General features: G+C 62.8%; 18 protein-coding genes and 2 pseudogenes. 10 read left to right on the top strand and 10 right to left on the bottom strand.

Annotated features, from left to right (window positions below; all coding sequences use genetic code 11):
- The first annotated feature begins 1 nt into the window (after position 1).
- The 6 genes from ACMGFL_RS01435 (at position 2) to ACMGFL_RS01410 (ending at position 9901) form a co-directional block, all read left to right on the top strand.
- Positions 2-940: an AAA family ATPase gene (locus ACMGFL_RS01435; protein ID WP_436933749.1), complete on the top strand. Its 939-nt coding sequence runs from the start codon at positions 2-4 to the stop codon at positions 938-940.
- The gene (locus tag ACMGFL_RS01430) at positions 927-2261 is read left to right on the top strand and encodes a vWA domain-containing protein (protein ID WP_436933748.1); all 1335 of its coding nucleotides are present in this window, start codon (positions 927-929) and stop codon (positions 2259-2261) included. Before ACMGFL_RS01435 ends, ACMGFL_RS01430 begins: the two co-directional genes overlap by 14 nt.
- A complete protein-coding gene (locus ACMGFL_RS01425) occupies positions 2258-3406 on the top strand; it encodes an XdhC family protein (protein ID WP_436933747.1) in 1149 nt (382 codons plus the stop codon). Before ACMGFL_RS01430 ends, ACMGFL_RS01425 begins: the two co-directional genes overlap by 4 nt.
- 100 nt (positions 3407-3506) lie before the next feature.
- Positions 3507-5900 carry a xanthine dehydrogenase family protein molybdopterin-binding subunit gene (locus ACMGFL_RS01420; RefSeq protein ID WP_436933746.1) on the top strand — a complete coding sequence of 798 codons (2394 nt, stop codon included), beginning with the start codon at positions 3507-3509 and terminating at the stop codon, positions 5898-5900.
- Between the two features lie 159 nt (positions 5901-6059).
- A complete protein-coding gene (locus ACMGFL_RS01415) occupies positions 6060-8138 on the top strand; it encodes a hydantoinase/oxoprolinase family protein (protein ID WP_436933745.1) in 2079 nt (692 codons plus the stop codon).
- Positions 8135-9901: a hydantoinase B/oxoprolinase family protein gene (locus tag ACMGFL_RS01410; protein ID WP_436933744.1), complete on the top strand. Its 1767-nt coding sequence runs from the start codon at positions 8135-8137 to the stop codon at positions 9899-9901. Before ACMGFL_RS01415 ends, ACMGFL_RS01410 begins: the two co-directional genes overlap by 4 nt.
- 15 nt (positions 9902-9916) lie before the next feature.
- On the opposite strand, the gene ACMGFL_RS01405 is transcribed toward ACMGFL_RS01410, so the two are convergent.
- Entirely contained in the window at positions 9917-10573 is a 657-nt protein-coding gene (locus ACMGFL_RS01405) for a nucleotidyltransferase family protein (RefSeq protein WP_436933743.1), read from the bottom strand.
- A 1-nt stretch (position 10574) separates the two neighbouring features.
- A complete protein-coding gene (locus tag ACMGFL_RS01400; protein WP_436933742.1) occupies positions 10575-11783 on the bottom strand; it encodes a molybdopterin molybdotransferase MoeA in 1209 nt (402 codons plus the stop codon).
- A 552-nt stretch (positions 11784-12335) separates the two neighbouring features.
- Here ACMGFL_RS01400 and ACMGFL_RS01395 point away from each other — a divergent pair.
- Entirely contained in the window at positions 12336-13754 is a 1419-nt protein-coding gene (locus tag ACMGFL_RS01395) for an FAD-dependent oxidoreductase (RefSeq protein ID WP_436933741.1), read from the top strand.
- A gap of 23 nt (positions 13755-13777) precedes the next feature.
- On the opposite strand, the gene hcaB is transcribed toward ACMGFL_RS01395, so the two are convergent.
- The 8 genes and pseudogenes from hcaB to ACMGFL_RS15910 form a co-directional block, all read right to left on the bottom strand.
- Positions 13778-14575 carry a 3-(cis-5,6-dihydroxycyclohexa-1,3-dien-1-yl)propanoate dehydrogenase gene (gene hcaB, locus ACMGFL_RS01390; protein ID WP_436933740.1) on the bottom strand — a complete coding sequence of 266 codons (798 nt, stop codon included), beginning with the start codon at positions 14573-14575 and terminating at the stop codon, positions 13778-13780.
- On the bottom strand, positions 14576-15472 hold the full coding sequence (locus ACMGFL_RS01385; RefSeq protein WP_436933739.1) for a VOC family protein: 897 nt from the start codon (positions 15470-15472) through the stop codon (positions 14576-14578).
- A 94-nt stretch (positions 15473-15566) separates the two neighbouring features.
- Positions 15567-16049 (bottom strand): hypothetical protein, encoded by a 483-nt coding sequence (locus ACMGFL_RS01380; protein ID WP_436933738.1) that lies wholly within the window; start codon positions 16047-16049, stop codon positions 15567-15569.
- 2 nt (positions 16050-16051) lie between these two features.
- The gene (locus ACMGFL_RS01375; RefSeq protein ID WP_436933737.1) at positions 16052-16576 is read right to left on the bottom strand and encodes an aromatic-ring-hydroxylating dioxygenase subunit beta; all 525 of its coding nucleotides are present in this window, start codon (positions 16574-16576) and stop codon (positions 16052-16054) included.
- Positions 16577-16578: 2 nt separating this feature from the next.
- Complete coding sequence (locus ACMGFL_RS01370) at positions 16579-18006, bottom strand: aromatic ring-hydroxylating oxygenase subunit alpha (protein WP_436933736.1); 1428 nt, start codon at positions 18004-18006, stop codon at positions 16579-16581.
- A gap of 800 nt (positions 18007-18806) precedes the next feature.
- Positions 18807-19046: a DUF8028 family protein gene (locus ACMGFL_RS01365; RefSeq protein ID WP_436933735.1), complete on the bottom strand. Its 240-nt coding sequence runs from the start codon at positions 19044-19046 to the stop codon at positions 18807-18809.
- A gap of 138 nt (positions 19047-19184) precedes the next feature.
- Positions 19185-19313 (bottom strand): annotated as a pseudogene (locus ACMGFL_RS15915) (DUF8009 family protein); the annotation flags it as partial.
- Positions 19314-19444: 131 nt separating this feature from the next.
- A pseudogene (locus ACMGFL_RS15910) lies at positions 19445-19615 on the bottom strand (DUF8009 family protein); the annotation flags it as partial.
- 402 nt (positions 19616-20017) lie between these two features.
- On the opposite strand from ACMGFL_RS15910, the gene ACMGFL_RS01355 reads away from it, so the two are divergent.
- From ACMGFL_RS01355 to ACMGFL_RS01345, 3 genes are all read left to right on the top strand, one after another.
- Entirely contained in the window at positions 20018-20587 is a 570-nt protein-coding gene (locus ACMGFL_RS01355) for a HalX domain-containing protein (protein WP_436933733.1), read from the top strand.
- 46 nt (positions 20588-20633) lie between these two features.
- Positions 20634-21080 carry a DUF2391 domain-containing protein gene (locus ACMGFL_RS01350; RefSeq protein WP_436933732.1) on the top strand — a complete coding sequence of 149 codons (447 nt, stop codon included), beginning with the start codon at positions 20634-20636 and terminating at the stop codon, positions 21078-21080.
- A 125-nt stretch (positions 21081-21205) separates the two neighbouring features.
- Entirely contained in the window at positions 21206-23086 is a 1881-nt protein-coding gene (locus ACMGFL_RS01345) for an NAD-binding protein (protein WP_436933731.1), read from the top strand.
- The last annotated feature ends 298 nt before the right edge of the window (positions 23087-23384 follow it).

Below are 23384 nucleotides of genomic sequence, written 5' to 3'. Positions count from 1 at the left end.
GATGAGTGGGACACACCAGCCGAGCGCGTTCGAGGACATCTCCGAGGAGCGACTTCGAGAGGGCTTCGAGAGCGCCGACTACGTCGCAGACGACGACATCGTGACCACGGTGTTGCTCGCGCTCCGGCTGGGGAAGCCGCTGCTCGTCGAGGGGCCTCCCGGCGCGGGCAAGACCGAACTCGCGAAGGTGCTCTCCGAGGGACTCGCGACGGAACTGATCCGTCTGCAGTGTTACGAGGGGCTGGTCGCCGAGAACGCGCTGTACGAGTGGAACTACACGAAACAGATCCTCGCCGTGCAGTCCCGAACGACCGGCGCGGAGACCGACGAGTCCCTGCCTGAAGCGTCCGTGTTCTCCGAGGAGTACCTGCTCGAACGCCCGCTCTTGCGCGCACTCCGCGCGAGCGAGGACCGCCCGTCCGTGTTACTGATCGACGAAGTCGACCGGGCCGACGAGGAGTTCGAGGCGCTGTTGCTGGAATTTCTCTCCGAGTTTCAGGTGACTGTCCCCGAACTGGGAACGATCACTGCCGACGTACCGCCGATCGTGGTCATCACGTCGAATCGGACGCGTGCGCTGTCCGACGCGCTCAAGCGCCGGTGTCTGTACCTGTATCTCGAACCACCTGCCGCCGACAAGGAGGAGGAAATCGTCCGACGGAAGGTGCCCCAACTCGACCGGACGATCGCCGCCGAGATCGTCGGGGTCGTGCAGAATCTCAGAAAGGAACCGCTTCGCAAGCCGCCGGGAGTCTCGGAGACGCTCGACTGGGCGAACGCACTCGCCGCCCTCGAGGAGACGTCGCTCTCGACAGAAACCGTCCACAGGACGCTCGGAACGCTGCTCAAGGAGGCCGAGGACATCGAGCGAATGGACGACGAGACGCTGGAAACGCTCGTGAACGCCGCTGGAACTGAGACATCACATGACGAAGCGTAACGGCGACGAGTCCGCGGATGCGGAACCGACCACACCGGACAGTCAGCAGGATGTGGCTGTGGCGGATCAACAGCAGAACGGCCACACGACGCCCACTGACCGATTCCGCGAGGAACTGGTCGCCTTTACCCGTGCGCTCAGACAGCAGGGCGCAGACGTGCCAGCGAACGCGAGTCAGACGGCCGCCGAAGCACTCGCCGAGATTGGTCTCAGCGACCGCGAGCGCGTGCAGCGCTCGCTGCGCGCTGCGTTGCTCACACGACCGACCGACTACGACCTGTTCGACCGCCTGTTCGCCCAGTTCTGGTCGCGGGTACAGGATCTCACTGACCCGACGACAGAACCGGCCGACGAGGAACAGACAGGTGGGCTGGAACCGCCGACAGTCGAAACGCCTCAGGGCGACGACGAGGAGCGAACGAGACGCGAGGGCGATGCTGGCTCCGAGGGCGTGCGTCGCGGCGTCACCGAGGGACAGTCGGGCGAACCCGCAGACGACAATACGAGTGCGACCTACAGCCCGGCCGGTCAGTCCGAGCGAGTCGACCCGTCTGGCGTGTTCGGCGACGGGGACCGGACCGAGACGGCGACGCAGCGACTGACTCGGGCACTCGCCACGCTGCCCGGCCGTCGGACCGAGCGAGCGAACCGGGGTCGACGCCTCGACGTTCGCCGCTCGCTACGCCGGAGTGCCGTGACAGGCGGCACGCCGCTGTCGCTGCCGAAACGCGACTTCACGCCGACCGAACTCCGCGGCGTCGTCTTCGTCGACGTGAGCCGGTCGGTGCTCGACGTGATCGACCGGGACTTTCTCGTTCGATTCCTCTGTGAGTTGCGGACGGAGTGGCGCTCGCTTCGGATCTTCCTGTTCGATACAGACGTACAGGAAGTATCGGCCGCATTCGACGCCGAGACCACGACAGCGGCCTACGACGCACTCGAACGCGCGGAGGCCCAGTGGGGCGGCGGGACCCGCATCGGCGGCGCGCTGACGGCCGTCCGTGACCGCCATCCGGGCGCGGTCGACCGCCGAACCATCACGCTCGTGATCAGCGACGGGCTGGAGATGGGCGACGTGTCGGAACTCGAAGACGGCGTCGTGTGGCTGTCTCAGCGCTCGCCGCTGGTCCTGTGGCTCAACCCGCTCGCCGCCTCACCGTCGTTCGAGCCGACCGCAAGCGGGATGCAAGCGGCTGACCCGTACGTCGACGGCATCTTCCCCTTTGCGGGCGCGGCCGACATCGAGGAACTGGCTCGACAGCTCGAACAGTACACGGGAACCGAACCACTTGGCTATCACCGAACTGGAGTACACACATGACAGACGACGAATCAGAACACTGGAGCGTCCCCGAGTCCGCCGTCATGCGAGCGCTCGACCGCTCGCTCGGCGACGACTCTGCAGTCCTTGCGACCATCATCGACGTCGAGGGCAACGCCTTCCGCCGCCCGGGCGCGAAGATGGTCGTCTCGGAGGAGAGCGCGGGTGTCGGAAGCATCACCGCTGGCTGTCTCGAAGACGAAGTGCTGGATCTGGCCGCGGAGGTTCGCTCGGACGGCCGGGCGCGCGTGGAGCAGTTCGACCTGACCGGCGACGACGACGTGTGGGGGCTCGGACTCGGCTGTAACGGCATCATCGACCTGCTGGTCGAACCGCTGACCGACGACTACCGACCGGTCGTCGACGCCTACGAGAGCGGCGAGGACATGGTCGTCCTGACCGTTCTCGACGGTGACGGAATCGAACAGGGTGACCGGATGCTCGTCCCCGACGGCGACATCTCAGGGGCGACGACCGTCGTCGGCGACTGGCCGGAGTGGCTCGTCGACCAGTTGGAGAAGCCAGTCGAGACGCTGCTCTCGGCTGGACAATCCGATACGCTGGAGGTCGAACACGAAGGTGAGACAGTCCGCGTGTTCGTCGACAGCGTGACTGCACGACCCGACCTCGTCGTCTTCGGCACCGGCCACGACGTGACGCCCGTGGTCGAACTCGCCGACCGGATGGACTTTCGGGTCACCGTCATCGGCTTTCGGGGCGGACTCGCCACGGCCGAGCGGTTCCCGAACGCCGACCGCGTGCTGTCGACGTCGCCAGCCCAGATCCACGAGACGCTGGCGTTCGACGAAGACACCTACGCCGTCGTGATGACACACAACGTCGTCGACGACACCATCACTATCGAGGAGTTGCTGGAGACCGAGACGCCCTACATCGGCCTGATGGGACCGACAGAGCGATTCGAGGAGGTCGTCGAGGATATCGAGGCAGACCGAGAACCGCTTTCCGACGCCGAACTCGACCGGATCTACACGCCGGTCGGACTCGACCTCGGCGGCGGCACGCCCTATCAGATCGCGTTGAGTATCGTCGGAGAGGTGCAGGCGGTCGCCAACGAACGGGACCCACAGCACCTCCGCGACCGGAAGTCCCCGATCCACGAGCGCGTGGAGGTGGACCGATGAGCGACCACAGCCGCGTGTCACTAGTTGCCACGCACATGAGCAAACCTCATGACACTGCACGCCGAACGAACTATCAGACAGACTGACTCACTACGAACCCATGACAAGCAACATATCTGACGCAACGGAATCGGACAAGGTAGTTGGCTCGCCAGTCGACCGTGTCGAAGACCGGGAGTTCACCACCGGTCGCGCGACTTACACGGATGACATCGACGTCGCGCGGGCAGGCCACGCCGCGGTCTACCGGAGCCAGTACGCACACGCAGAGATAAACGACATCGACACGAGCAAAGCGGAAGCGCTGGACGGCGTGATCGCCGTCTTCACCGCGGAGGACATGGACGAGGCGGAGACACCCGCGCCGCGAAAGATCCCCTCGATGTCGACGGATTACATCGAGGTGCCACCGGAACTGTTCCGGCCGGTCATCGCGCGCGACAAGGTTCGCTATCAGGGCGAACCGCTCGCCATCGCCATCGCGGAGGACCGCTACCGCGCACAGGACGCCGTCGACGCAATCGAAGTCGACTACGAACGACTCGATTCCGTGACGGACCCCGAGGAAGCGCTCTCCGAGGACGCGCCGACGCTCCACGAGAACTACGAGGACAACCTCGCCTACGAGTGGGAGTTCGGCGACGAGGAGGCCGTCGAGGAGGCCTTCGAGGAGGCCGCCCACACCGCGAGCGTCAGCGTCGACGAACAGCGCATCATCCCCGACGCGCTCGAACCGCGAGCGGCCATCGCCACGTACAACTCGGGCAGCGACGACCTGACGATCCAGATGAGTACGCAGACGCCCCACTCCGACCGGTCGGCGATTTCGGGGATCATCCGCCATCCGGAACACAAGATCCACATCGACGCACCCCGCGTCGGCGGCGGGTTCGGGGCGAAGATCCACAACTACGACATCGAGGCGCTCGTTCCGTGGGTCGCGCGCGAACTCGAACGGTCGATCAAGTGGCAGGCCAAGCGAACGGAGATCCACCAGACCTCCTCGCACGGCCGCGGGCTGAACTACGAGGGCGACATCGCCCTCGACGAGGACGGGAACATTCTGGCGATCAGAACCGAGGGACTCGCCGACGTGGGCGGGTACGTCTCCTCACACGTCCACATGCTGACGACGATTTTCTCGGTGGACCTGCTCCCCGGCCAGTACGACCTGCCGGAACTGCACGCCCGCATCGAGGGTGCGCTGACGAACGCGACGCCGCTCGATTCGTTCCGCGGCGTCCACGAAGTCTCTGCGATCACGTTCACCGAGCGACTGGTGAGCGCCGCCGCCGAGGAGATCGGCATGGACCCGGCCGAACTCCGCCGGAAGAACTTCATCCCCACCGACGCCTTCCCCTACGAGTCAGTCACCGGCGAGCGCTACGACAGCGGCAACTTCCACAAAGCGCTGGACAAGGCGCTCGATCTGGCCGATTACGACGAGATCCGCGAGCGGCAGGAAGCACGAAGTGACGATGACGACCGCTATCTCGGCGTCGGCCTGTCCTGTTACGCCCACGTCAGCGGCGTCGGCCCCGCGGACATCTGTAAGAAGGCAGGCATCTTCAAGACCCACTGGGAGTCCGGTCGCGTCACGATCAACCCATCGGGTACCGTGACCGCCTACTGCGGGACGATGGACTTCGGGATGGGGCACGACACGGCCTACGCCCAGATCCTCTCTGACGAACTCGGCGTACCCATCGAGGACATCGAGATCATCGAGGGCGACACCCGCCAACTCAACGACGGAACCGGTACCCACGCGAGTCGGAGTCTGGTCGTCGGCGGGTCGGCGCTCGTCGAGAGCGCACGGGACGTAGTCGAGGACGCCCGCGAAATCGCTGCGCACGAACTCGAAGCGGCCGCGGAGGACGTGGAGTTCGAGAACGGCGAGTTCTACATCTCCGGCGCGCCCGAGCGCTCGCTGACGATTCAGGACATCGCCAACTCGGCCCATCGGGCCTTCGACCTGCCCGGCGAAGTCGAGCCAGGGCTCGAATCGACCGCGTACTGGCTGCCGGACGAACTGACGATGACGACGGGAACACACGTCGCCGTCGTCGCAATCGACCCCGACACGGGCGAGATCGAGTTCGAGAACTACGTCGCAGTCGACGACGTCGGCAACCGCGTCAACCCGAAGATCGTCGAGGGACAGCTCCACGGCGGCATCGCCCAGGGCATCGCACAGGCGATGTACGAGGATGTCGCCTACGACGAGAGCGGCAACATGATGACGAGTTCGCTGCAGGACTACGCGATGCCAAAGTCCTACCACGTGCCCGAGATGGAGATCGACGGGATCTCCTCGCCGTCGCCGGACAACCCGCTCGGAGCCAAAGGCGTCGGCGAAAGCGGCCCGACTGCGGCCAACGTGGCAGTCATAAACGCCATCTGTGACGCACTGAAGCCGTTTGGCTTCGGCGAGGAAGTCGACACGCCGATCACCCCCGAGGACGTCTGGCGCGTCATCAACGAGAGCGACTAGATGCCGACCCGACGAGTCGAGAACTGAACGGTCTGTTTCTGCTGTCCCGGGCGATCCGTCTCGTGGTAGAATCGAACGGGGCGCAACATCGTGCGGAAACCTCACGTGACGAGGCGTGATGCTGTGAATTTATTACGCGGGATAGAATATGTGAGGATGATGCCCAAGCGTATAGGATTCGACGTAGGTGGTACCTTTACCGATTTTGTTCTCGTCGACGAAGAGAGTGGCGAACTGGACGTGTACAAGTACCCAACCGACCGGGAGAACCCCGCTCGTGGGATCCTCAACGGGATCGACGAGTTCCTCGGCGAGGTCGACGCGTCGCTGGATGACGTCCGGCAGATCATCCACGCAACGACTCTCGCGACGAACACGGTCCTCGAACGGAAGGGCGCAGAGACGGCCCTCGTCACGACCGAGGGCTTTCGCGACGTGCCCATCCTCGGGCGACAGAAGCGATACGACCTCTACGACCTGTTCATCGAAAAGCCCGACCCCATTATCGACCGCGAGGACATCTACGAGGTTTCCGAACGGATTCACCCCCGCGAGGACGTCATCACGCCGCTCGACGAAGGCGAGGTGCGCGACCTGGCGAACGACCTCTCCGAGGAGTACGAGTCGGTCGCCGTCAGCTTCCTCCACTCCTACGACGACGACAGCCACGAGGTCGAGGCCGAGTCGATCATCAACGAGGAAGCGCCGGAACTCCAGACCGCCCGCGCGTCGAACATCTCGAAACAGTACCGCGAGTACGAACGAACCAACACCGCCGCAGTCGATGCCTACATCAAGCCCCGCGTCCACGAGTATCTCGGCAAGATCGGGGGCTCACTCGACGAACGGGAGTACGACGGCTCCTTCTTCATGATGAAATCCAGCGGCGGCGTCGCGACCCCCGAGATGATCCAGGAGTCGCCCGTCCAGATCACCGAGTCCGGCCCCGTCGCGGGCGCGCTCAGCGCCGCCCACCTCGGCCAGACGCTCGGCGAGGACAACATCTTCTCCTTCGACATGGGCGGCACCACCGCGAAGATCTGTTTCGTCGTCACCGGCCAACCAAAGCGCACCGACGTCTTCGAGGTCGACGAAGCGAAGATGAAGGAAGGCAGCGGCCTCCCGATCAACCTGACCGTCGTCGACATGATCGAGATCAGCGCAGGCGGCGGGTCGATCGCTGGCGTGGACTCGACTGGCCGCATCACGGTCGGCCCGGAGAGCGCGGGCGCACAGCCCGGTCCGATCTGCTACGACCGCGGCGGGACGGAACCGACCGTCACCGACGCCGACCTGGCACTGGGCTACATCAACCCCGACTTCTTCCTCGGCGGCCGGATGGACATCGATGTCGAGGGCGCACACGAGGGGATCGAGCGCACCGTCAGCGACCCGCTCGACATCGACGTGCCGAAGGCGGCCTGGGGAATCAAAGAGATTGTCGACAACGAGATGACCCGCGCGAGTCAGATCCACGCCTCCGAGCGCGGCCTCGACCCGCGGAAGTTCGCGATGATCATGTACGGCGGTGCAGGCCCCGTCCACGGTGCCTTCATCGCCCACGAACTCAACGTCCCCCGGGTGTACGTCCCCGAGGGCGCGGGCGTCGCCTCCGCCGGTGGCTTGCTCGTCGCCGATATCGAGTTCCACCTCGACCAGACCCACATCACGGAACTGACCGCAGACGCCGTCGACGACATCCTCGACATCTACGAGCAACTCGAAGCCGAGGGGCGCGAACTCATCGAGATGGCAGGCGGGGACGACGTCGTCGTCGAGCGCGAGGCAGACATGAAGTACGTGGGACAGGCCCACGAGATCGGCGTCGAGATCCCAAACGGCGAGCTCGGTGCCGAGGACGTCGAGACCATCCAGCAGCGGTTCCACGACACCTACGAGCGCACGTACGGCTACAGCGACCCCGACGAGGACGTCGAGGGGATCACCTGGAAGGTCACCGTTCGCAGCCCGACGGAGTCGATGTCGCGGACCAAGATCGAGGGAGGGTCCTCGCGCGCAAGCGACGCGCGCAAGGGCACCCGCGAGGCCTACTTCGAGTCCGCAGGCGGCTTCACCGAGACGAGCATCTACGACCGCGACGAACTCGGGCCGGGCGCGACGCTTTCTGGCCCCGCCGTCGTCGAGGAGATAAACTCCACGACGGTCGTCCCGCCGGGTGACCAGTTGACCGTCGACGAGTACGGCAATCTGCGGATCGACGTTGGAGGTGCACAATGAGCGACCAAGACACACCTGAGACAGACAGCGCAGACATCGACTCGGAGAACCTCGACCCGATCACGTTCACCGTCATCTGGGACCGACTCAGCGCGATGTGCAACGAGATGGGGTCGGTGCTCCAGCGAACCGGAAAAAGCGAGGCAGTCTCGCTCGGACAGGACTTCTCGACCGGCCTCTTCGACAAGGACGGCCGCCTCGTCGCACAGGGCAACTTCAGCCCCGGCCACCTCGGGTCGATGCCCTACGCCGTCGAACACGTCCGCGAACGCTTCTCGGAGGAGGATCTGGAACCCGGCGACGGAATCGTATTGAACGACTCCGAGATGGGGTCGGGCCACCTGCCCGATATGTTTCTCGTCTCACCGATTTTCGTCGACGACCAGATCGAAGGCTACGCGGTGACCATCGCCCACATGATCGACGTCGGCGGGCGCTCGCCCGGGTCGCAGGCCACCGACGCGACCGAGATCTATCAGGAGGGGCTTCGCCTGTTCCCGACGAAGGCAATCGAGGGCGGCGAACTCACCGACTGGTTCACGGAACTCATCGAGGCGAACGTTCGCCTCCCCGACATGGTGATCGGTGACATCAGAGCACAGCAAAACGCCAACCACCGCGGCAACGAACTGTTCAGCGAACTGTTCGACGAGTACGGCCGCGAGACGGTCTACGCGACCATCGACCGCCTCATCGACGTCTCCGAGGAGCGCGTCCGCGAGGACCTGGAGGAGATGCCCGACGGCGAGTACAACTTCACTGATGTGATGGACAACGTCTACGAGGGTAGCGGCCCCGTGAACCTCGAAGTCACTATCGAGATTGCGGGCGACGAGATGATCTTCGACTACGAGGGGACCGACCCCCAGACTGCCTCCGCGATCAACAGTTACATCAACTACACGCGGGCGTACTCGGCCTTTGTCCTCAAGGCGATCACCGAAAAGTACCTCCCACAGAACGAGGGGATCATGCGCCCGATGACCGTCCGGGCACCCCGCGGCAGTTTCCTCAATCCCGAACCGCCGTGTGCGGCAAACGCCCGCCCGATCATCAATCAGCGCCTCGTCGAACTCAATCTGGGCGCGCTCGCGAAGGCCGTCCCCGATCAGGTCATCGCAGCCAGCAGTCACTTCGGGAACCCCAACTTCAGCGGGACTGACCCCGAGACCGACGAGCGATTCATCCTCTACGACTTCATGATCGGCGGCGTCGGCGCCGCCGGCCACAAGGACGGCGAAGAGGGCATCTGTTCATCGTTCAACGTCACCAACATCCCGGTCGAACTCCACGAGACCCGCTATCCGGTCGTGATCGAGGAGTTGTCGCTCCGTCCTGATACCGGCGGCGCGGGTCGCCAGCGCGGCGGCCTCGGCCTCCGGAAGGACCTGACGCTGCTCGGCGAGAACATCACGTTCACCAACCTCCTCGAACGAACCGAGTCCAGCCCGTGGGGACTCGAAGGCGGCGAGGGTGGCGAGAAGGGACAGACGATCCTCAACCCCGGCGAGGACGGCAAGGAACTTCACCCCAAAGGCGAGTACAGCCTCGAATACGGCGACACAGTGAGCTTCCAGCTGTCGGGTGCTGGCGGCTTCGGTGACCCGACCGAGCGCGACCCCGAGGCCGTGCTGACGGACGTCCAGAAGGATTACGTCACCCGCGAGGAGGCACGCGAAGCCTACGGCGTCGTCCTCACCGAAGAGGGCGACGAACTCGCAGTCGACGAGGACGCGACCGAACAACGCCGCGCTGAAATGTAAGTCTGGAGTTTGGTTTTACGCTGACTGCGATTCGTCACGCAGATCCGCAGGATGGTCGATATCGCGCCTGACACCGGGGTCGCCAGTCTCGATTCCGACTGCTTCTCCTGACTCGGTGAGGAGTTCCCTGCCGCCCACGTCGCCCTCGATGTCGGCCAGCGTCTCGAAGTACTCGGCACCAAAGAGAGTCGGATTGCCGCGCTCGCCCTGGTAGGCGGCCGCGAGAATGTTTGCGATGCCGTACCTGTACGCGTCGGCAAGCAGGTCGACGGTTCTGGTCGTGACCCACGGCATGTCCCCTAACGCGATCAGCGCCGCGTCCGCACCGCGTTCGCTGGCATCGCGGATTCCCTCGCGAAGCGACGTGCTCTGACCCGCTCTGTAGTTGTCGTTGACCCGAACCGTCACGTCGAGGCCAGAAATCGCCTCGCGAACCCGTTCTGCCTCGTGGCCGACGACGACGGTGACGCCGTCGAGCGAACTCTCGACGAGCGCTCGAGTCGCTCGTGTGACGACCGGTTCGCCCTCCACCGTCGCCGTGAGTTTGTTTTCCGCTCCGTATCGGCTGCTCGTCCCCGCCGCGAGGACGACCCCGCGGATGACGGTGTCGGGTCGCTCGAACGTGTCGGGAAACGTCGCCGGATCACGAACAGGAAGGTCGGTGAGACTCATCTCACTCGACGACCGGGTAGGGGACCACGTCGACAGTCTCCTCGGCGGGAAGGTCGGACTGGGTGAGGACGAACCCGTCGGCGCGGGTCGCTCGCGTACTCGAAGAGAGGACGCTCGGGTCGAAGGTTCGCTCGTAGACCGACAGCGGCGAGTCGACGTGACCGAGTGGGGTGGCGGTTCCGTCGTTAAGCGTGACCGGAATCGCGTACTCGAAGCCCTCGGGGCCAAGATCAACGTCGACTGCCATCGTCGCTTCGAGGGCGGGCAGCGCCGACCGGCCGGTGAAAAACGGCCCCATGACGAGCGTCGAGACGGTGTGTGCGCCGAGTGGCTTCCCGGGGATGGCGAAGACGACCGAATCGTCGACGGTGGCGACGGCGATGGGCTTGCCCGGGCGGAGTCGAACCCGATGGAAATGCACCTCACCGAGGTCTGAGAGCGCCTGCACGACGTAGTCCTTGTGCCCGACGCTCGTCCCGCCGGTGGTGATCACGACATCGTACGCGTCGGTGAGGTTGGCGAGTGTCTCGCGTACTCGCTCTTCCTCGTCGGGGACGGTGCCCTCGTAGGTCGCTTCGTGGCCCCACGACCGGACGAGCGACGCCAGCATCGGGGAGTCGAGATCCGACTGTCTGCTCTCGTGGATCTCGGTCCCGGTCGCGAGCACGCCCGTCGAGAACTGCTCGTGGACGGTGATCTGGTCGTATCCCAGATCCCCCAGAAAGATGGCGTCTTTTGCCGAGAGCGACTCGCCCGCGGCGAAGAGTTGCTCTCCGGCACTCACGTTGCTCCCGCGTTCGTAGGCGTAGGTCCCCGGTTCGATGTCCGCCCCGGTGAGTTGTCCGTCCGTGACCTCGGACTCCTCGCGTTTGAGCACCGCGTTTGCTTCAGGTGGGAGACTCGCGCCGGTCGCGATTCGCACTGCCTCGCCGGGTTCGATAGACGGCGGTTCGTCCTCGGGAAACACCTCCTCGTCGAGTACCGTGAAGGGGTAATCCTCGCTCGCGTCGAAGGCGAAGCCGTCCATCGTCGCGTGGTCGTGTTCGGGGATGTCCGTCTCCGCGACGATTCCCGCTGCGAGCGTTCGGCCACCGAGTTCGTCGATAGGAATAGACTCGGTTCCCTGCGTCGCGAGCGCCGACTCTCGAATCGAGCGGACGGTCTCGACTGACTCCGCCCGCCAGATCATGTCGTCGTGGTCGTGTGCCATTACCATCGTGTTGTCCCGGACTGGGCAAAAGGCTACCGTACGGACGTTGGCTGGGGGTTGAGTATGGGAGCTATGCAGGTGCCGATTATTCAGACAGCCAGAAAGCCCTCGTGCTCTCGGGTCGGGGGACTTGCTGCGCGCTTCACTCCCTTCGGTCGTTGTAGTGCTTGCTGCGTCCACCTTCCCCGAGAGACACCGGGAGACGCAGTCTCCCGAGCAATCGGCGCGCAGCGCCGATGACGGCCCCTTTCAGTCCCACCCGCATAGACAGGGTAATCAGCCGAATCGGGTGGGACTGAAAGGGGCGAGTCTCTGGACGAACTCCGGCGACGCAAGCAGGGCGAGACCTTCGGTCTCGCTTGCCGTGCGGGCGACTCACGGGTCGCCCGCAGACACACGCAACGACTGAAAGGAGTGAGAAGCGCAGCGAGCCGAAGGAGTCCAGAGACTCGGGGCTTTCTGGCCGTTTGTGACTCCAGTAAACTCAATACATCCTATCCAAAATCCGCACAGAACACAAAACCCAAGCGAGTGGCTTCCGAGAGTACACCCATGACCGTCGACAGCATCGAGACCGATATCGTCGTCGCTGGCGCTGGCATGGCGGGCCTGAGCGCTGGCGTGCAGGCAGTCGAACGCGGCAACGACGTGGTAGTTCTTGAGAAAGGCGAACGCGCGGGCGGGTCGATGCGAATCTCCGCAGGCCTGATCTGGTCGTACGAGACGCTCGCAGAGGCACAGGAAAACGTCCCGAAGGGCAACCCAGCGCTGCAACAGCTGGTCGTCGAGAACCTCGACGACGGGTTCGAGTGGATCGAGTCGCTCGGCGTCGAGGTGAAAGAGCCACCGGTCGAACTCCCGACCGGCGACGTGGTGACGGCACCGACGCCCGGCGCGAACTGCGGCAAGGTCGACTCCGACGAACTCACTCTGCAGATGGTCGAAGAAATCGAGAACGCGGGCGGGGATGTCCTGCTCGAAACGCCGATGACCGACCTCCGAACCGACGAGGCAAACCGCGTCATCGGCGTCGACACACGCGGGCCAGATGGTCCGATCCAGATCACCGCAGACGCAGTGATCCTCGCAACGGGTGGCTTCCACGGCAACGAGGAGTTGCTCCAGCGTCACGTGACCCCACACGTGGAGAACCTCTGGATCCGGTCGAACCCGTGGAGCACCGGCGACGGACTCGAAGCCGCCCGCGACGTCGGCGCGCGAACCACCGGCGGGATGCACACCTTCTACGGGCACAACCTCGCCGCGCCGCCCGCCGAGGTGACGCCCGACACGTTTCTCGATCTGACCCAGTACTATGGCCCCTTCGCCGTCGCCATCGACCGCGACGGGGAGCGGTACACCGACGAGTCCGAGTCGGATCTGGAACACACGCTCGCACAGGACACCGCGCTGGAGGCTGGCGGGCGCGCCTACTACGTCGTCGACGGCGACCTCTACGAGGACGAGGTGTTCAGCATGGGTCGGGTCGGCACCATCATCGAACGCTCCGAGGAGGCGGGCGCGGAGGTACTGCGCGCGAAGACGCTCGACGGTCTCGGCGAGGAACTGACCGCGGCCGGTGCCGACGGAAGCACAGCCGTCGAGACCATCCGCGAGTACAACGAAGCCGTCCGCGATGGGAGGGCAGACCTGCTGAACCCACCACGGCGCGAACACGCCAGCCCGCTCGATTCCCCGCCATTCTGTGCGGTAGCCGTTCAGCCCGGAATCACGTTCACGATGGGCGGCATCGCCGTCGACGAGCGACTGCGCGTGCTCGACAGAGCGGACAGTTCCTCGTCACTGTTCGAGTACGACGACTACGCTGAGGAGGGGCGAACACGACCGGTCCCCGGCCTCTACGCGGCTGGCGTCGACATCGGCGGCGTCAACAACCGTCACTACATGGGCGGACTGGCGCAGGCGCTGGTCACAGGACGACACGCTGTCGACGTGATCGCAGAGAAGTAAAATCCAGTTCTGTCTTGCCGTTCCTACAGGTCGTATCCGCCAGCAGGGTCGTCAGCGCCGCGAATGGAGAGGCCACTGTCGGCCTCGATGATCGTCCCAGTCGACGCACGGGAGTCTCGCTCCGAGGCGAGCAGGACGTAGTAACCAGCGTACTCCTCGGGCATGGGAATTTTGAGCGGGTAGCGCTCGTCGATTTCCTCGGGGACGGCCGAACTCGACTCCTGACCGAGCGCGTCCGTACCCGAGAGGTTCGTCGGACTGTATCCGGGCGCGACGCCGTTGACGCGAATCTTCGGCGAGAGTTCGTAGGCCAGTTGCCGGATGATACCCGCGATGGCGTGCTTTGCGGGGGTGTAGAGAATTCCGCCAGTCGCGGGGTAGAAACTGGAGTAGGAGGCGGTAAAGACCATACAACCCTCGGATTCGATGAGTTCCGGGAGCGCGGCCTTCGCGCCGAGCATGTAGCCGAGCACGTTCACGCCGAACAGTTCCCAGAAGCCGTCCTGGAGTTCCTCGGGCGAGAGGTCGTTGAGATGCACCGCGTCGTCGAAGATGCCCGCGTTCCCGACGAACACGTCGAGACCACCGAACTGGTCGACTGTCGCTTCGACGGCGGCCTGATTGTCCTCCCACTCGGAGACGTCGCCCTGCATCGCGTGGACGGCGTCGGGGTACTCGTCGTTCAGTTCCTCGACGCGCTCGTCGACGAGTTCGAGGACGGCGACCTGTGCGCCCTCCTCGACGTACCGGTCGACGACGGCACGGCCGATGCCGGAGCCACCGCCGGTGAGGAGGACGCGCTTGCCGTCGAGGTCACCCATCTACGACCCCTCCCCGAGGAACGTCGCCGGTGGCGCGGCGCCGCCCCAGCGCGAGACGGTATTCGTCGAGGTGTCGATCTCTCGGACGCCCGTCTCGGCTTCGTGGTCGACGGTCGCCACCTCGGCGCTGATCTCGATCCGGTTGCCGCCCGGCGTCCACAGGTACAGAAAGAGGTTCGCACCCGCGTTGTGGCGGCTCGGACCGTACTCGATATCGTGTCCGTTGTCCGCAAGCGTGTCTGCGAGGCGCTTGATGTGCTCCATCGAGTCGGCCTCGAACGAGAGGTGATGGAGTGTGTACTGGACGTTGTCGGCCGTCGAAATCCCGACGTCGTGGTGGAACTCGCCCGAGCGTAGCCAGGCCTGAATCGAAAAGCCCGACTCGCCGACAATCTCGTCGGAGACCTGAAAGTCGAGGTGCTCGGTCAGCACGTCCTTGTCCTCGTCGACGTTCCAGCTCATCAGGTTGATGTGGTCGACGTCGAGCGGGGCGACCGCATCGCGGTCCTCGTGGGTCTCAGTCGGGTGGTGATACGATGAGTCAGCCACGGTCACTAGTTCCATGTCCGCGCCGCTCGGAAGAGTGAATCGGACGCCTTCCTCCTGGTTTGGCTCTGCGCCGTCGGTTCGCTCCGTCTCGATGCCCGCAGACTGGAGTCGCTGTTCGTAGGTCGCGAGTTCCTCGCTGTCGTCCATCCGGACTGCGAAGTGGTCGACGCCAGTCTTGCCTTCGACCAGCCCGACGTCGTAGTTCTCGTCCATCCCACAGCCGAGATAGACCGCTCCGTCCGACCGGTCGATCTCGACGAGACCGAGGACGTCCTTGTAAAACTCGACTGCTGCTTCCAGATCCGTCACGCGGAGTTGCGCGTGCTCAAATCTCTTTACGCCTGTCATACTCTCTGTTCCGACCCGTACCGGTTTATAACTTGCTTCACCGGCTGGGGAGTGTTCAGGTATACTGTCAGAAAGCAGTTGGCCGCTGGGTCACTCAGTGGCCGTGGTCGTGGTCGTCGCCGCCGGGGCCGAAGGGCGTTTCGAGCCACTCGGTGAACGTCTCGTGCGTTCGCGTCGTCAGCCAGGCGAGTTCCCGTGGCCCGACTTCGATGTCGTAGCCGAGCTTCGGTGCCTCGATTCTGAGCCGTGGGCCCTCTGGTGTCTCGATGTGTTCGAGTTCGGCGAGTGCGAACTCGCTGCTGACTGTGATCGGGTCGCGGTCCGCTTGCACGGCGTCGCTTTCGGCCACTGCACTTCCGGCAGCCGGAAGTTCATCGGCGGCCTTGCTCGCGAGTTCCTCGCTGTCCTGCCAGGCGACGCTTTCGAGCATGATCGCATCCAGCCGGATCGACTGGTCGCCGGAACGAATCTCCAGTCGCTCGCCCATCCGCGTGAAAATCTTCTGGACGACGACGTCGGCGGCCTCGTCTGCGAGCCGGATCGGTTCGCCGGTTGTGACGGTTCGTGTTGGTGTCATGGTCAGAAGAACACCGAGATGTTTTTCATCGGAAGGACGGTGTGGTCGAGGAGGATGTCCCGCTCGGCGAGTTTCAGGTCACCGTCGACGCGCCGGAGCGTGTCCTGACGCTCGGCGGAGAGCAAGACTCCTTCGGTGTCTTCGCCCTGGCCGCGAAAGAGCAGGAGGTTGGTCTTGGTCTCGACTTCGTCACCGTCGGTGTCGACGACGCGAACGTTCGAGACGTGATGGCGCGTCCGGGAGGGCGGGTCCTCCGACCACGCGAATTCGGACTGGAAGCGCTCGACGCGCGCTTCTAGCGTCGAGTAGTCCTCGCGGTAGTTGAAGCCTTCTTCGCTGAACTCCGAGCGCTCGGCGCCCTTTTCGCGGCTGGTCCGTATCGGCATGTCGTACTGGACATCCTCGGTCATCAGCTCCAGCCAGTCTTCGAGTTCCTTCGCATCCAGCAGTTCCGCCTCCTCGTTGTAAAACTGGACGCACTCGTAGTGCAGTTCCATGTCCGTCGGGTGCTGTTGTGATTGACTCATTGTTAGAGGTGGTCCTCGGGGTAGCTCATGCCGACGTCCTCGCCGCTCATGGCCTTGTGCCAGTTGCCGTGGAAGGTGCGACAGGTCCCCTCTTCGAGGTTGGTATCCCAAGCGACGCCCGGCCCTTGGAAGTCCTCGTCGATCGATGCTGACGACGCCTGCTCAAGCCCCATCTGATAGTTCATCTCGAAGTTGCTCTGTTCGGCGTACACGGAGCCTGCGGCGTCAGCGATGCCGTCCCAGACGGCGAAGTCGTCCTGCTCGAAGTTGCCCGAGGGACTGAAGGTGCCGAGTGCCACGTCGTAGGCGCGCTGCTTGTACTCGTCGGAGGCTGCCGCCGGGGCGAGCACCCACGACCACGCCTCCATCTCGCCGGGACCAGCAGGCTGCCACTGTCGGAGCGAGAGAAAGCCATCGAGGTCCTTGTCGGGGTCGTTGGTTGCAGCAAGATGAATGAACGAAAGGTTGGGAAACACTGTCGCGGTCGCCGCACCGCAGGCCGCGGCCACGTCGGCCTGTGCGTCTGACAGCTTCGAGGTGTCGACGTATTCCTTGGGGTAGCCGAAGTAGATCTCGTCTTCGGGTTTGAGCAGTCGGAGACTCGTCGACCCCGAATCGATGTGGGTGACGTGACGCTGTGTCTCCTGACCTGCCGTCCCCGAGATCTCCTCTGAGCCGAAGCCGACCTCGAAGACAGAGCGGTGTGCAACACCGGTGTGGTAGCTGTCGGCAGAGAAGTTGTCAGAGCCGGACTTCCAGTCGCTGTCCGCGCGCCAGCGGTGGGGTTCCCCGATGACTTCCATGCCGCCTTTCGCGATGTCGAGGTGGATGTCGAGATACCATTTGAAATCACCGAGATACTCCTCCAGCGACGGCCCGTCTTCAGCGAGCGAGGCAAAGACCATCCCCTTGTAGTTCTCGACGCGTGGTGCGGCCGACATGCCCCATTCGCTCGGGTCGAGGTTATCGAACGCCTGATGTTTCAGCGGGATACCGGCGAGGTCGCCCGTGTTTTTGAACGTCCAGCCGTGGTAGGGACAGCGGAAGTGTGAGCTGTTGCCCTGCTCGGCACGGCAGAGTTTGCTGCCGTGGTGCGTACACGAGTCAAACAGGACGCGAATTTCGTCGTCCTCGCCCCGAACGAATATGAACGGGTCCTTGCCAATATAGCGCTGTGAGTAATCACCAGGTTCGGGAATCTCCGTCTCGTGACCGATAAAGACCCAGTTTTGGCCGAAAATTCGTCGGAGTTCTGCCTGGTGAATTTCCTCGTCGTTATACACTTTCGCCGGAAGCCGACCATCCTTCAACGCCTCACCATGACGCTGGATGATCTGCTCTGCCCTGTCGGATATCTCGAAGTTGCCAGCACCCACAGATGGTTGTTCGCCCTCATCGTGTGGACACGCATCTCTGTCTTCTGTCGCCATACGCAAATGCAATCGCTCCGTGAACTTAACCATTAGCCATCTAAACCTACGAATTTCAACAGTTTCAGGATCTACGATCCGGTGAGATCAAGACGAGTCAGTACCGCTCAGTGGCGACACACACGACGGTCCGTTTCGTGACTGGATGTCGACAACCAGATTCGACCGATCACGAGACGGATCCGGCGACTTATGAAATATAAATATTTTTAGTTATAGTACCTAAAAACTTTGTTAATATATCGATGTTAGTCTGGATGTGATCGGGCTGAGAGTATTGGTACGTATCCCAGTGAATGAACGCAATACACACCGTTATCGTAGGTAATACGTAGATAGAGAGGGATACGTTCGGTTCGGCAAGTCTGAAGGGATATAATTTGTTGAAAGCCGATAAAGGGGTATAAAACAACAAAAAGTAAGAATAATAGACGAGGAGAGAGAAGATCGAAATTTACGAATAGTATTGAAAGAACAGTCAGTACAGCACAGTGTTGTCAGATTAGAGGGAGTTAAATTATACAACATTCCATATATAAAAATGGTAATGAATATTATATTTATGATATCGTAGCACTCGGAACCAGCTATCGGTAGTTGTCTCGCAAATGGGTCGGAGCGACAGTGTTTGCGATAGAGCAACGAAACGAACGTGTTACCAGTCAGATAGCGCTCACGAGACGGTTCTGTCCGACAATCTATCGGTACAGGCGGTGCGAGGGGGCGTTACTATGTCACTCGCGGATCAGTCCCGCAGCTATCCGTTCGGCAGTGCGCTGTTCCCCCCTGTCCCCCGTCGTTTACCTGTGCCCCTGACCGAGCACCAGCGCAACGACGTTGACCGCCACCAGCGCGACGAAGGCGATCACCGTCTGCTGGGACTGGAGCCCAGTCGCGAGCAGCGGCAGGTGAAGGAACGGCAAGACGACAGCGGCCCAGAAGGCAAGCTGTCTGACCGGACGGACGAACAGGCCGGACAGGCCTGGACCGTCTGCATCGCCGAAGAGTACATCAGGGTCGGTGATAGAGGATCCCGACATCGTACCTGGTGCAACGACCCATTACCATATAATACCGGACGAGAGTTGCCGTCGTTTCGAGTCGTTTCACTCTCGCTGTCAGACCGCCATCGTTTTAATACCGGCCGAGAGCTCTCGAAACGTTTTATGCAGCGCACTCTATCCGTTTCCGAGAACTACGATAGAGACCTCGTGCGGGCCGTCAGGTGTTGGAATCTGGGCCCGGTTGCGAATACAGGATGGAATCGTCTGACGCCAGTCAGCCACGCGCTGTGTGTGGTACTCGCGATGAGCGTCGACCGAGTACGTTCGGTCCGGGTCTGCCCGGAGCTGCTCTTCAGTGTCGGCGGGCGCGGATACGGCGGCGGGTCATCGAGGACCGTCTCCGGGTCGATGTGGACTGGCCTGGGCGTCTCGTCGTACGCACCCCGTTCGACGTGGAGTCGAGCACGCATCCGACCGCTGAACGGCGGGGTGAGGCGAACGACAGCGTGTTCGCCGCTCGTCACGTTCGTCTCCAGCGCAGTCACGACGTCCTCGGCGCGAACGACGACGACTGAGACGACGGTCGGGTCCGGGGACTCCGCCATGGACGTGGCTTCGAGTGGACCTCTAAAGACGTTGCGCTCCAGCGTGTTCTCGTGATGGCGCTGTTCTGATACTGTCGGCTGTGTCATCTCGGAACGAATTCGCCACACAGGGCGGCGAATAGTTGTACGTCCGTACAGCCGACAGTATGACGTGACATGCGCTGAACGGTATTTTCACGACGAGAAGTCGGCCAGTACTGTTTTATTTTACCTCCCCGTTGTCCATCGATATGTTCTGGGCTGGAGGGACAGCGGGAGAGTGGGCCACGACGGTGCTGGTGAGTGACGGTCGTGTGCTCGACTGGCTCGCCGGACCGGGGCGCACTGCCGAAATGGATTTACGCGGACGGTGCACAGACACATCCGTGAACCGGGCGACGCCTGCATCCGAGGTGGCAACTGATGAGTGACCGCTTGCCGACGATCCTCGTCGTCGACGACGAGGAGGATATCGCAGATCTGTACACGACGTGGCTCGACATCGAGTACGAGGTCCGGACGGCGTACGGCGGCGAGGAGGCACTGGAGAAAGTCGACGAGGATGTCGATATCGTCTTTCTCGACCGGCAGATGCCAAAACTATCGGGTGACGATGTGCTCGAACGAATCCGCGAGCGGGAACTCGACTGTCGGGTCGTGATGGTCACTGCGGTCGACCCCGATTTCGATATCGTCTCGATGCCCTTTGACGACTATCTCACGAAGCCGGTGATGCGGGAGGACCTCGAGAACGCCGTCGCGACGATGCTCGAACGCGACGAGTACGGCGAACAGTTACAGGAGTACTACGCGCTGACGGCGAAGAAGGCGACACTCGAAGTCGAGAAGACCCCGAAACAGCTCGAATCGAGCGACCAGTACCAGCAGATGGTCGAACGCGTCGAACAGCTCGAAGCCGAGGCCGACGAGACCATAACCCAACTCGACGACGACTACGAATCGCTGTTCAAGGATTTCCCGGGCGGGGAGTAGATCGACCAACGTGTGGTATTTTGTATCTCGGCCGGTATGGTTTCGTATGAAGATCCGTCGTCCGCGTCGCTCGCGACGATTTCGTCCGGCGGATTCGGCACAGCAGATCGTCGGCGGGTTCCTGCTTGCCGGACCGTTCGTCGTCACCGAGGAGGTCTGGACACTCGCGCGGGATATGACAGCGGTGCAGACGTTCGTGACGATCGGGATCGTCTTTGCAATCGGCTATGCGACGTTGTACAAGGCGGATACGAAACGCGACCCCGACGACGAACAGGAGATCGCGGGGGTGCCGACACGATTCATCTCGCTGATGTGTGTCTCCTTTGGCTCGGTGGCGATTCTGGCACTCGCCTTTGGCGCGCCCGACACCTTTCTCGACACCGTTGAATCCACGCGGGAAAGTGCGGTGATCACCTTCAAAGCCGTGAGTGTCGGTGCCGTCTTCAGCGTCGTCGGCGCGGCGACTGCCGACAGCGTCTTCTCGCGGTGAACACGCTCACGCGATCCTCCGGTGAGAGGCCGTGCCGCGTTTTCGTTGTCTCGTCCGACTGGTCGGTACAACCAACTGGTTTATAACCCGACGATTCGTTGAACCGACTGCACGGAAGGTAAATTGTGGCAGAGGAATTTCTGATCCCGCTGGTTGCGGGGATCATCGGGCTGGGAGTTCTCGCCCAGATTCTCGCAGCGCGACTCCGGGTCCCGAGCATCATCTTCTTCCTGCTCGTGGGGGTGATCATCGGACAACCAGGCCTGGGGCTCGTGACAACCGAGACGTTCGGCGATGCCATGCCAGCAATCGTCGGCCTCGCGGTCGCTGTCATCGTCTTCGAGGGGGCCTTCCATCTGGAGTTCGACCGGATCCGGGAAGCACCCCGGGCCGCCGTTCGACTCGTGACTGTCGGCGCGGCTATCGCGCTGGTCGGCACTGCAGTCGCCGTCAACCTGCTGATCGGATTGTCCTGGGAACTGTCGTTCGTGGTCGGTGCGCTGCTGGTCGCCACCGGCCCGACAGTCATCACGCCGATACTCGCAGTCGTCCCGGTTCGTGACCGCGTCGCGGCGGTGCTGGAAACCGAAGGGATCGTCAACGACGTGACCGCTGCGATTACGGCGGTCGTGCTCTTCGAGGCAGTGAACCCAACCGTCGCCGCCGAGGGACTGATCCAGGGGTTTGCGATCCGTCTCGGTGAGGGGTTGCTCGTCGGCATCATCGTCGCGGGCCTCCTGTACTATCTGTTGCGGTACATCGACCTCTCGCCGGGCGCAGCACCGCGAAACGCACGGCTGATCGTCCTCGCCGGAGCGCTGGTCGCCTTTGCGGGTGCGAACCAACTCGCGAGCGAGGCTGGCGTCGCCGCCGCTGCGACTGCCGGTCTCGTCCTCGGGAACATGGACATCCCATACAAGGCGGAGATCACCGACTTCAAAGGCGACATCACGCTGCTCGTCCTCGCGTTCGTGTTCATCGCGCTCACCGCTCAGTTGCCACCGGGGGCAATTCTTGATGTGGGACTCCCAGGAATCGGCGTCGTGCTCATCGTCGCGCTGGTGCTCCGACCAGTCCTGGTGTTCGTCTCGACTATTGGCGACCGGTTCACCGTCTCGGAGCGACTGTTTATCAGCGCAATCGGCCCGCGCGGGATCATCCCGGCGTCGGTCGCGACGCTCTTTGCCGTCGAACTCCGGACCGCCGCCACGGAACTCAACGACCCCGCGCTGGCACAGCAGGCAGACCTCCTGATCGGGACTGTCTTTCTGGTCATTTTCGTCACCGCCCTCGTCGAGGGCGGCCTGGCACGCTACATCGCACAGTACCTTGACGTGATACCCATGAGAGTTATCATCGTTGGAGGCGGACAGGTGGGCCGTTCGCTCGCCGAACGCCTCGAAGACCGCGGCGAGAACGTCGTCATCATCGAAGAAGACGAGAACGTCGTCGAACTGGCACGAAACGAAGGCTACGCCACCGTCATCGGCGATGGCACCGACACGGAGGTGTTACGTGAGGCCGGTGCAGAAAACGCGAAAATCGTCGTTGCCGCCACCGGTGACGACGACGTGAACCTGCTGGTCTCGCAACTCGCGAAGTCGAAATTCGACATCGAGCGAGTCATCGCGAAGGCGAACAACTCCGACAACGTCGATGCCTTCGAGGATCTGGACGTGCGCACCATCTCCGCGGCGATGGCCTCCGCGTGGGCCATCGACAACCAGATCGAGCGACCCGCAATCGCCCACTGGATGACCGACATCGGCCGGGTCGGTGACGTGCAGGAAGTCGAGGTCACCAACGAGGAACTCATCGGGAAGACCGTCCGCGAGATCGGCCCGATGCTCCCCGAGGCGTGCCTGATCGCCCTCCTCAGCAAGGGCGACCACGACTCGGCCGAGGTGCCGACTGCAGACACTGTCATCGAACGTGGCGACCACGTCACTCTGCTGGGTCGGGCCGAGTCCGTCAAAGACGGGATGGCGCTCGTCAATTCCGAGTGATGGTCGTGCGCGATACTTACGGAACAATATTTCCTTTAATCGGTATCGCTGACATCGTACTCGCCACGGACAGAACTGATTCTTAATGAAGTACGCAATTGCTTACTACATAGTAGAATCTCACTGAGTTCTTAGATACACCACTATTTCTACGCTCTTCCGTAGGAAATCGGTGATACCGGCGGGATTTTCACTTCTATCGAATGGATCGGAAGCTCGTGAAACCGACGGTCGGATCCGAAAACTACGACATCCACAAATTCCCAAACTGGCAATATCGCTCTACATCAACTACGTA

It is taken from the genome of Halovenus marina (assembly GCF_051414115.1).
GTDB lineage: Archaea > Halobacteriota > Halobacteria > Halobacteriales > Haloarculaceae > Halovenus > Halovenus marina.
This window is presented reverse-complemented; position numbering and strand designations above follow the sequence as displayed.

What these genes read in the sequence shown, in the direction of transcription:
- ACMGFL_RS01435 (WP_436933749.1), top strand. Translation starts at nt 2, where the DNA reads ATGAGTGGGACACACCAGCCGAGCGCGTTCGAGGACATCTCCGAGGAG.
- ACMGFL_RS01430 (WP_436933748.1), top strand. Translation starts at nt 927, where the DNA reads ATGACGAAGCGTAACGGCGACGAGTCCGCGGATGCGGAACCGACCACA.
- ACMGFL_RS01425 (WP_436933747.1), top strand. Translation starts at nt 2,258, where the DNA reads ATGACAGACGACGAATCAGAACACTGGAGCGTCCCCGAGTCCGCCGTC.
- ACMGFL_RS01420 (WP_436933746.1), top strand. Translation starts at nt 3,507, where the DNA reads ATGACAAGCAACATATCTGACGCAACGGAATCGGACAAGGTAGTTGGC.
- ACMGFL_RS01415 (WP_436933745.1), top strand. Translation starts at nt 6,060, where the DNA reads ATGCCCAAGCGTATAGGATTCGACGTAGGTGGTACCTTTACCGATTTT.
- ACMGFL_RS01410 (WP_436933744.1), top strand. Translation starts at nt 8,135, where the DNA reads ATGAGCGACCAAGACACACCTGAGACAGACAGCGCAGACATCGACTCG.
- ACMGFL_RS01405 (WP_436933743.1), bottom strand. Translation starts at nt 10,573, where the DNA reads ATGAGTCTCACCGACCTTCCTGTTCGTGATCCGGCGACGTTTCCCGAC.
- ACMGFL_RS01400 (WP_436933742.1), bottom strand. Translation starts at nt 11,783, where the DNA reads ATGGCACACGACCACGACGACATGATCTGGCGGGCGGAGTCAGTCGAG.
- ACMGFL_RS01395 (WP_436933741.1), top strand. Translation starts at nt 12,336, where the DNA reads ATGACCGTCGACAGCATCGAGACCGATATCGTCGTCGCTGGCGCTGGC.
- hcaB (WP_436933740.1), bottom strand. Translation starts at nt 14,575, where the DNA reads ATGGGTGACCTCGACGGCAAGCGCGTCCTCCTCACCGGCGGTGGCTCC.
- ACMGFL_RS01385 (WP_436933739.1), bottom strand. Translation starts at nt 15,472, where the DNA reads ATGACAGGCGTAAAGAGATTTGAGCACGCGCAACTCCGCGTGACGGAT.
- ACMGFL_RS01380 (WP_436933738.1), bottom strand. Translation starts at nt 16,049, where the DNA reads ATGACACCAACACGAACCGTCACAACCGGCGAACCGATCCGGCTCGCA.
- ACMGFL_RS01375 (WP_436933737.1), bottom strand. Translation starts at nt 16,576, where the DNA reads ATGAGTCAATCACAACAGCACCCGACGGACATGGAACTGCACTACGAG.
- ACMGFL_RS01370 (WP_436933736.1), bottom strand. Translation starts at nt 18,006, where the DNA reads ATGGCGACAGAAGACAGAGATGCGTGTCCACACGATGAGGGCGAACAA.
- ACMGFL_RS01365 (WP_436933735.1), bottom strand. Translation starts at nt 19,046, where the DNA reads ATGTCGGGATCCTCTATCACCGACCCTGATGTACTCTTCGGCGATGCA.
- ACMGFL_RS01355 (WP_436933733.1), top strand. Translation starts at nt 20,018, where the DNA reads ATGAGTGACCGCTTGCCGACGATCCTCGTCGTCGACGACGAGGAGGAT.
- ACMGFL_RS01350 (WP_436933732.1), top strand. Translation starts at nt 20,634, where the DNA reads ATGAAGATCCGTCGTCCGCGTCGCTCGCGACGATTTCGTCCGGCGGAT.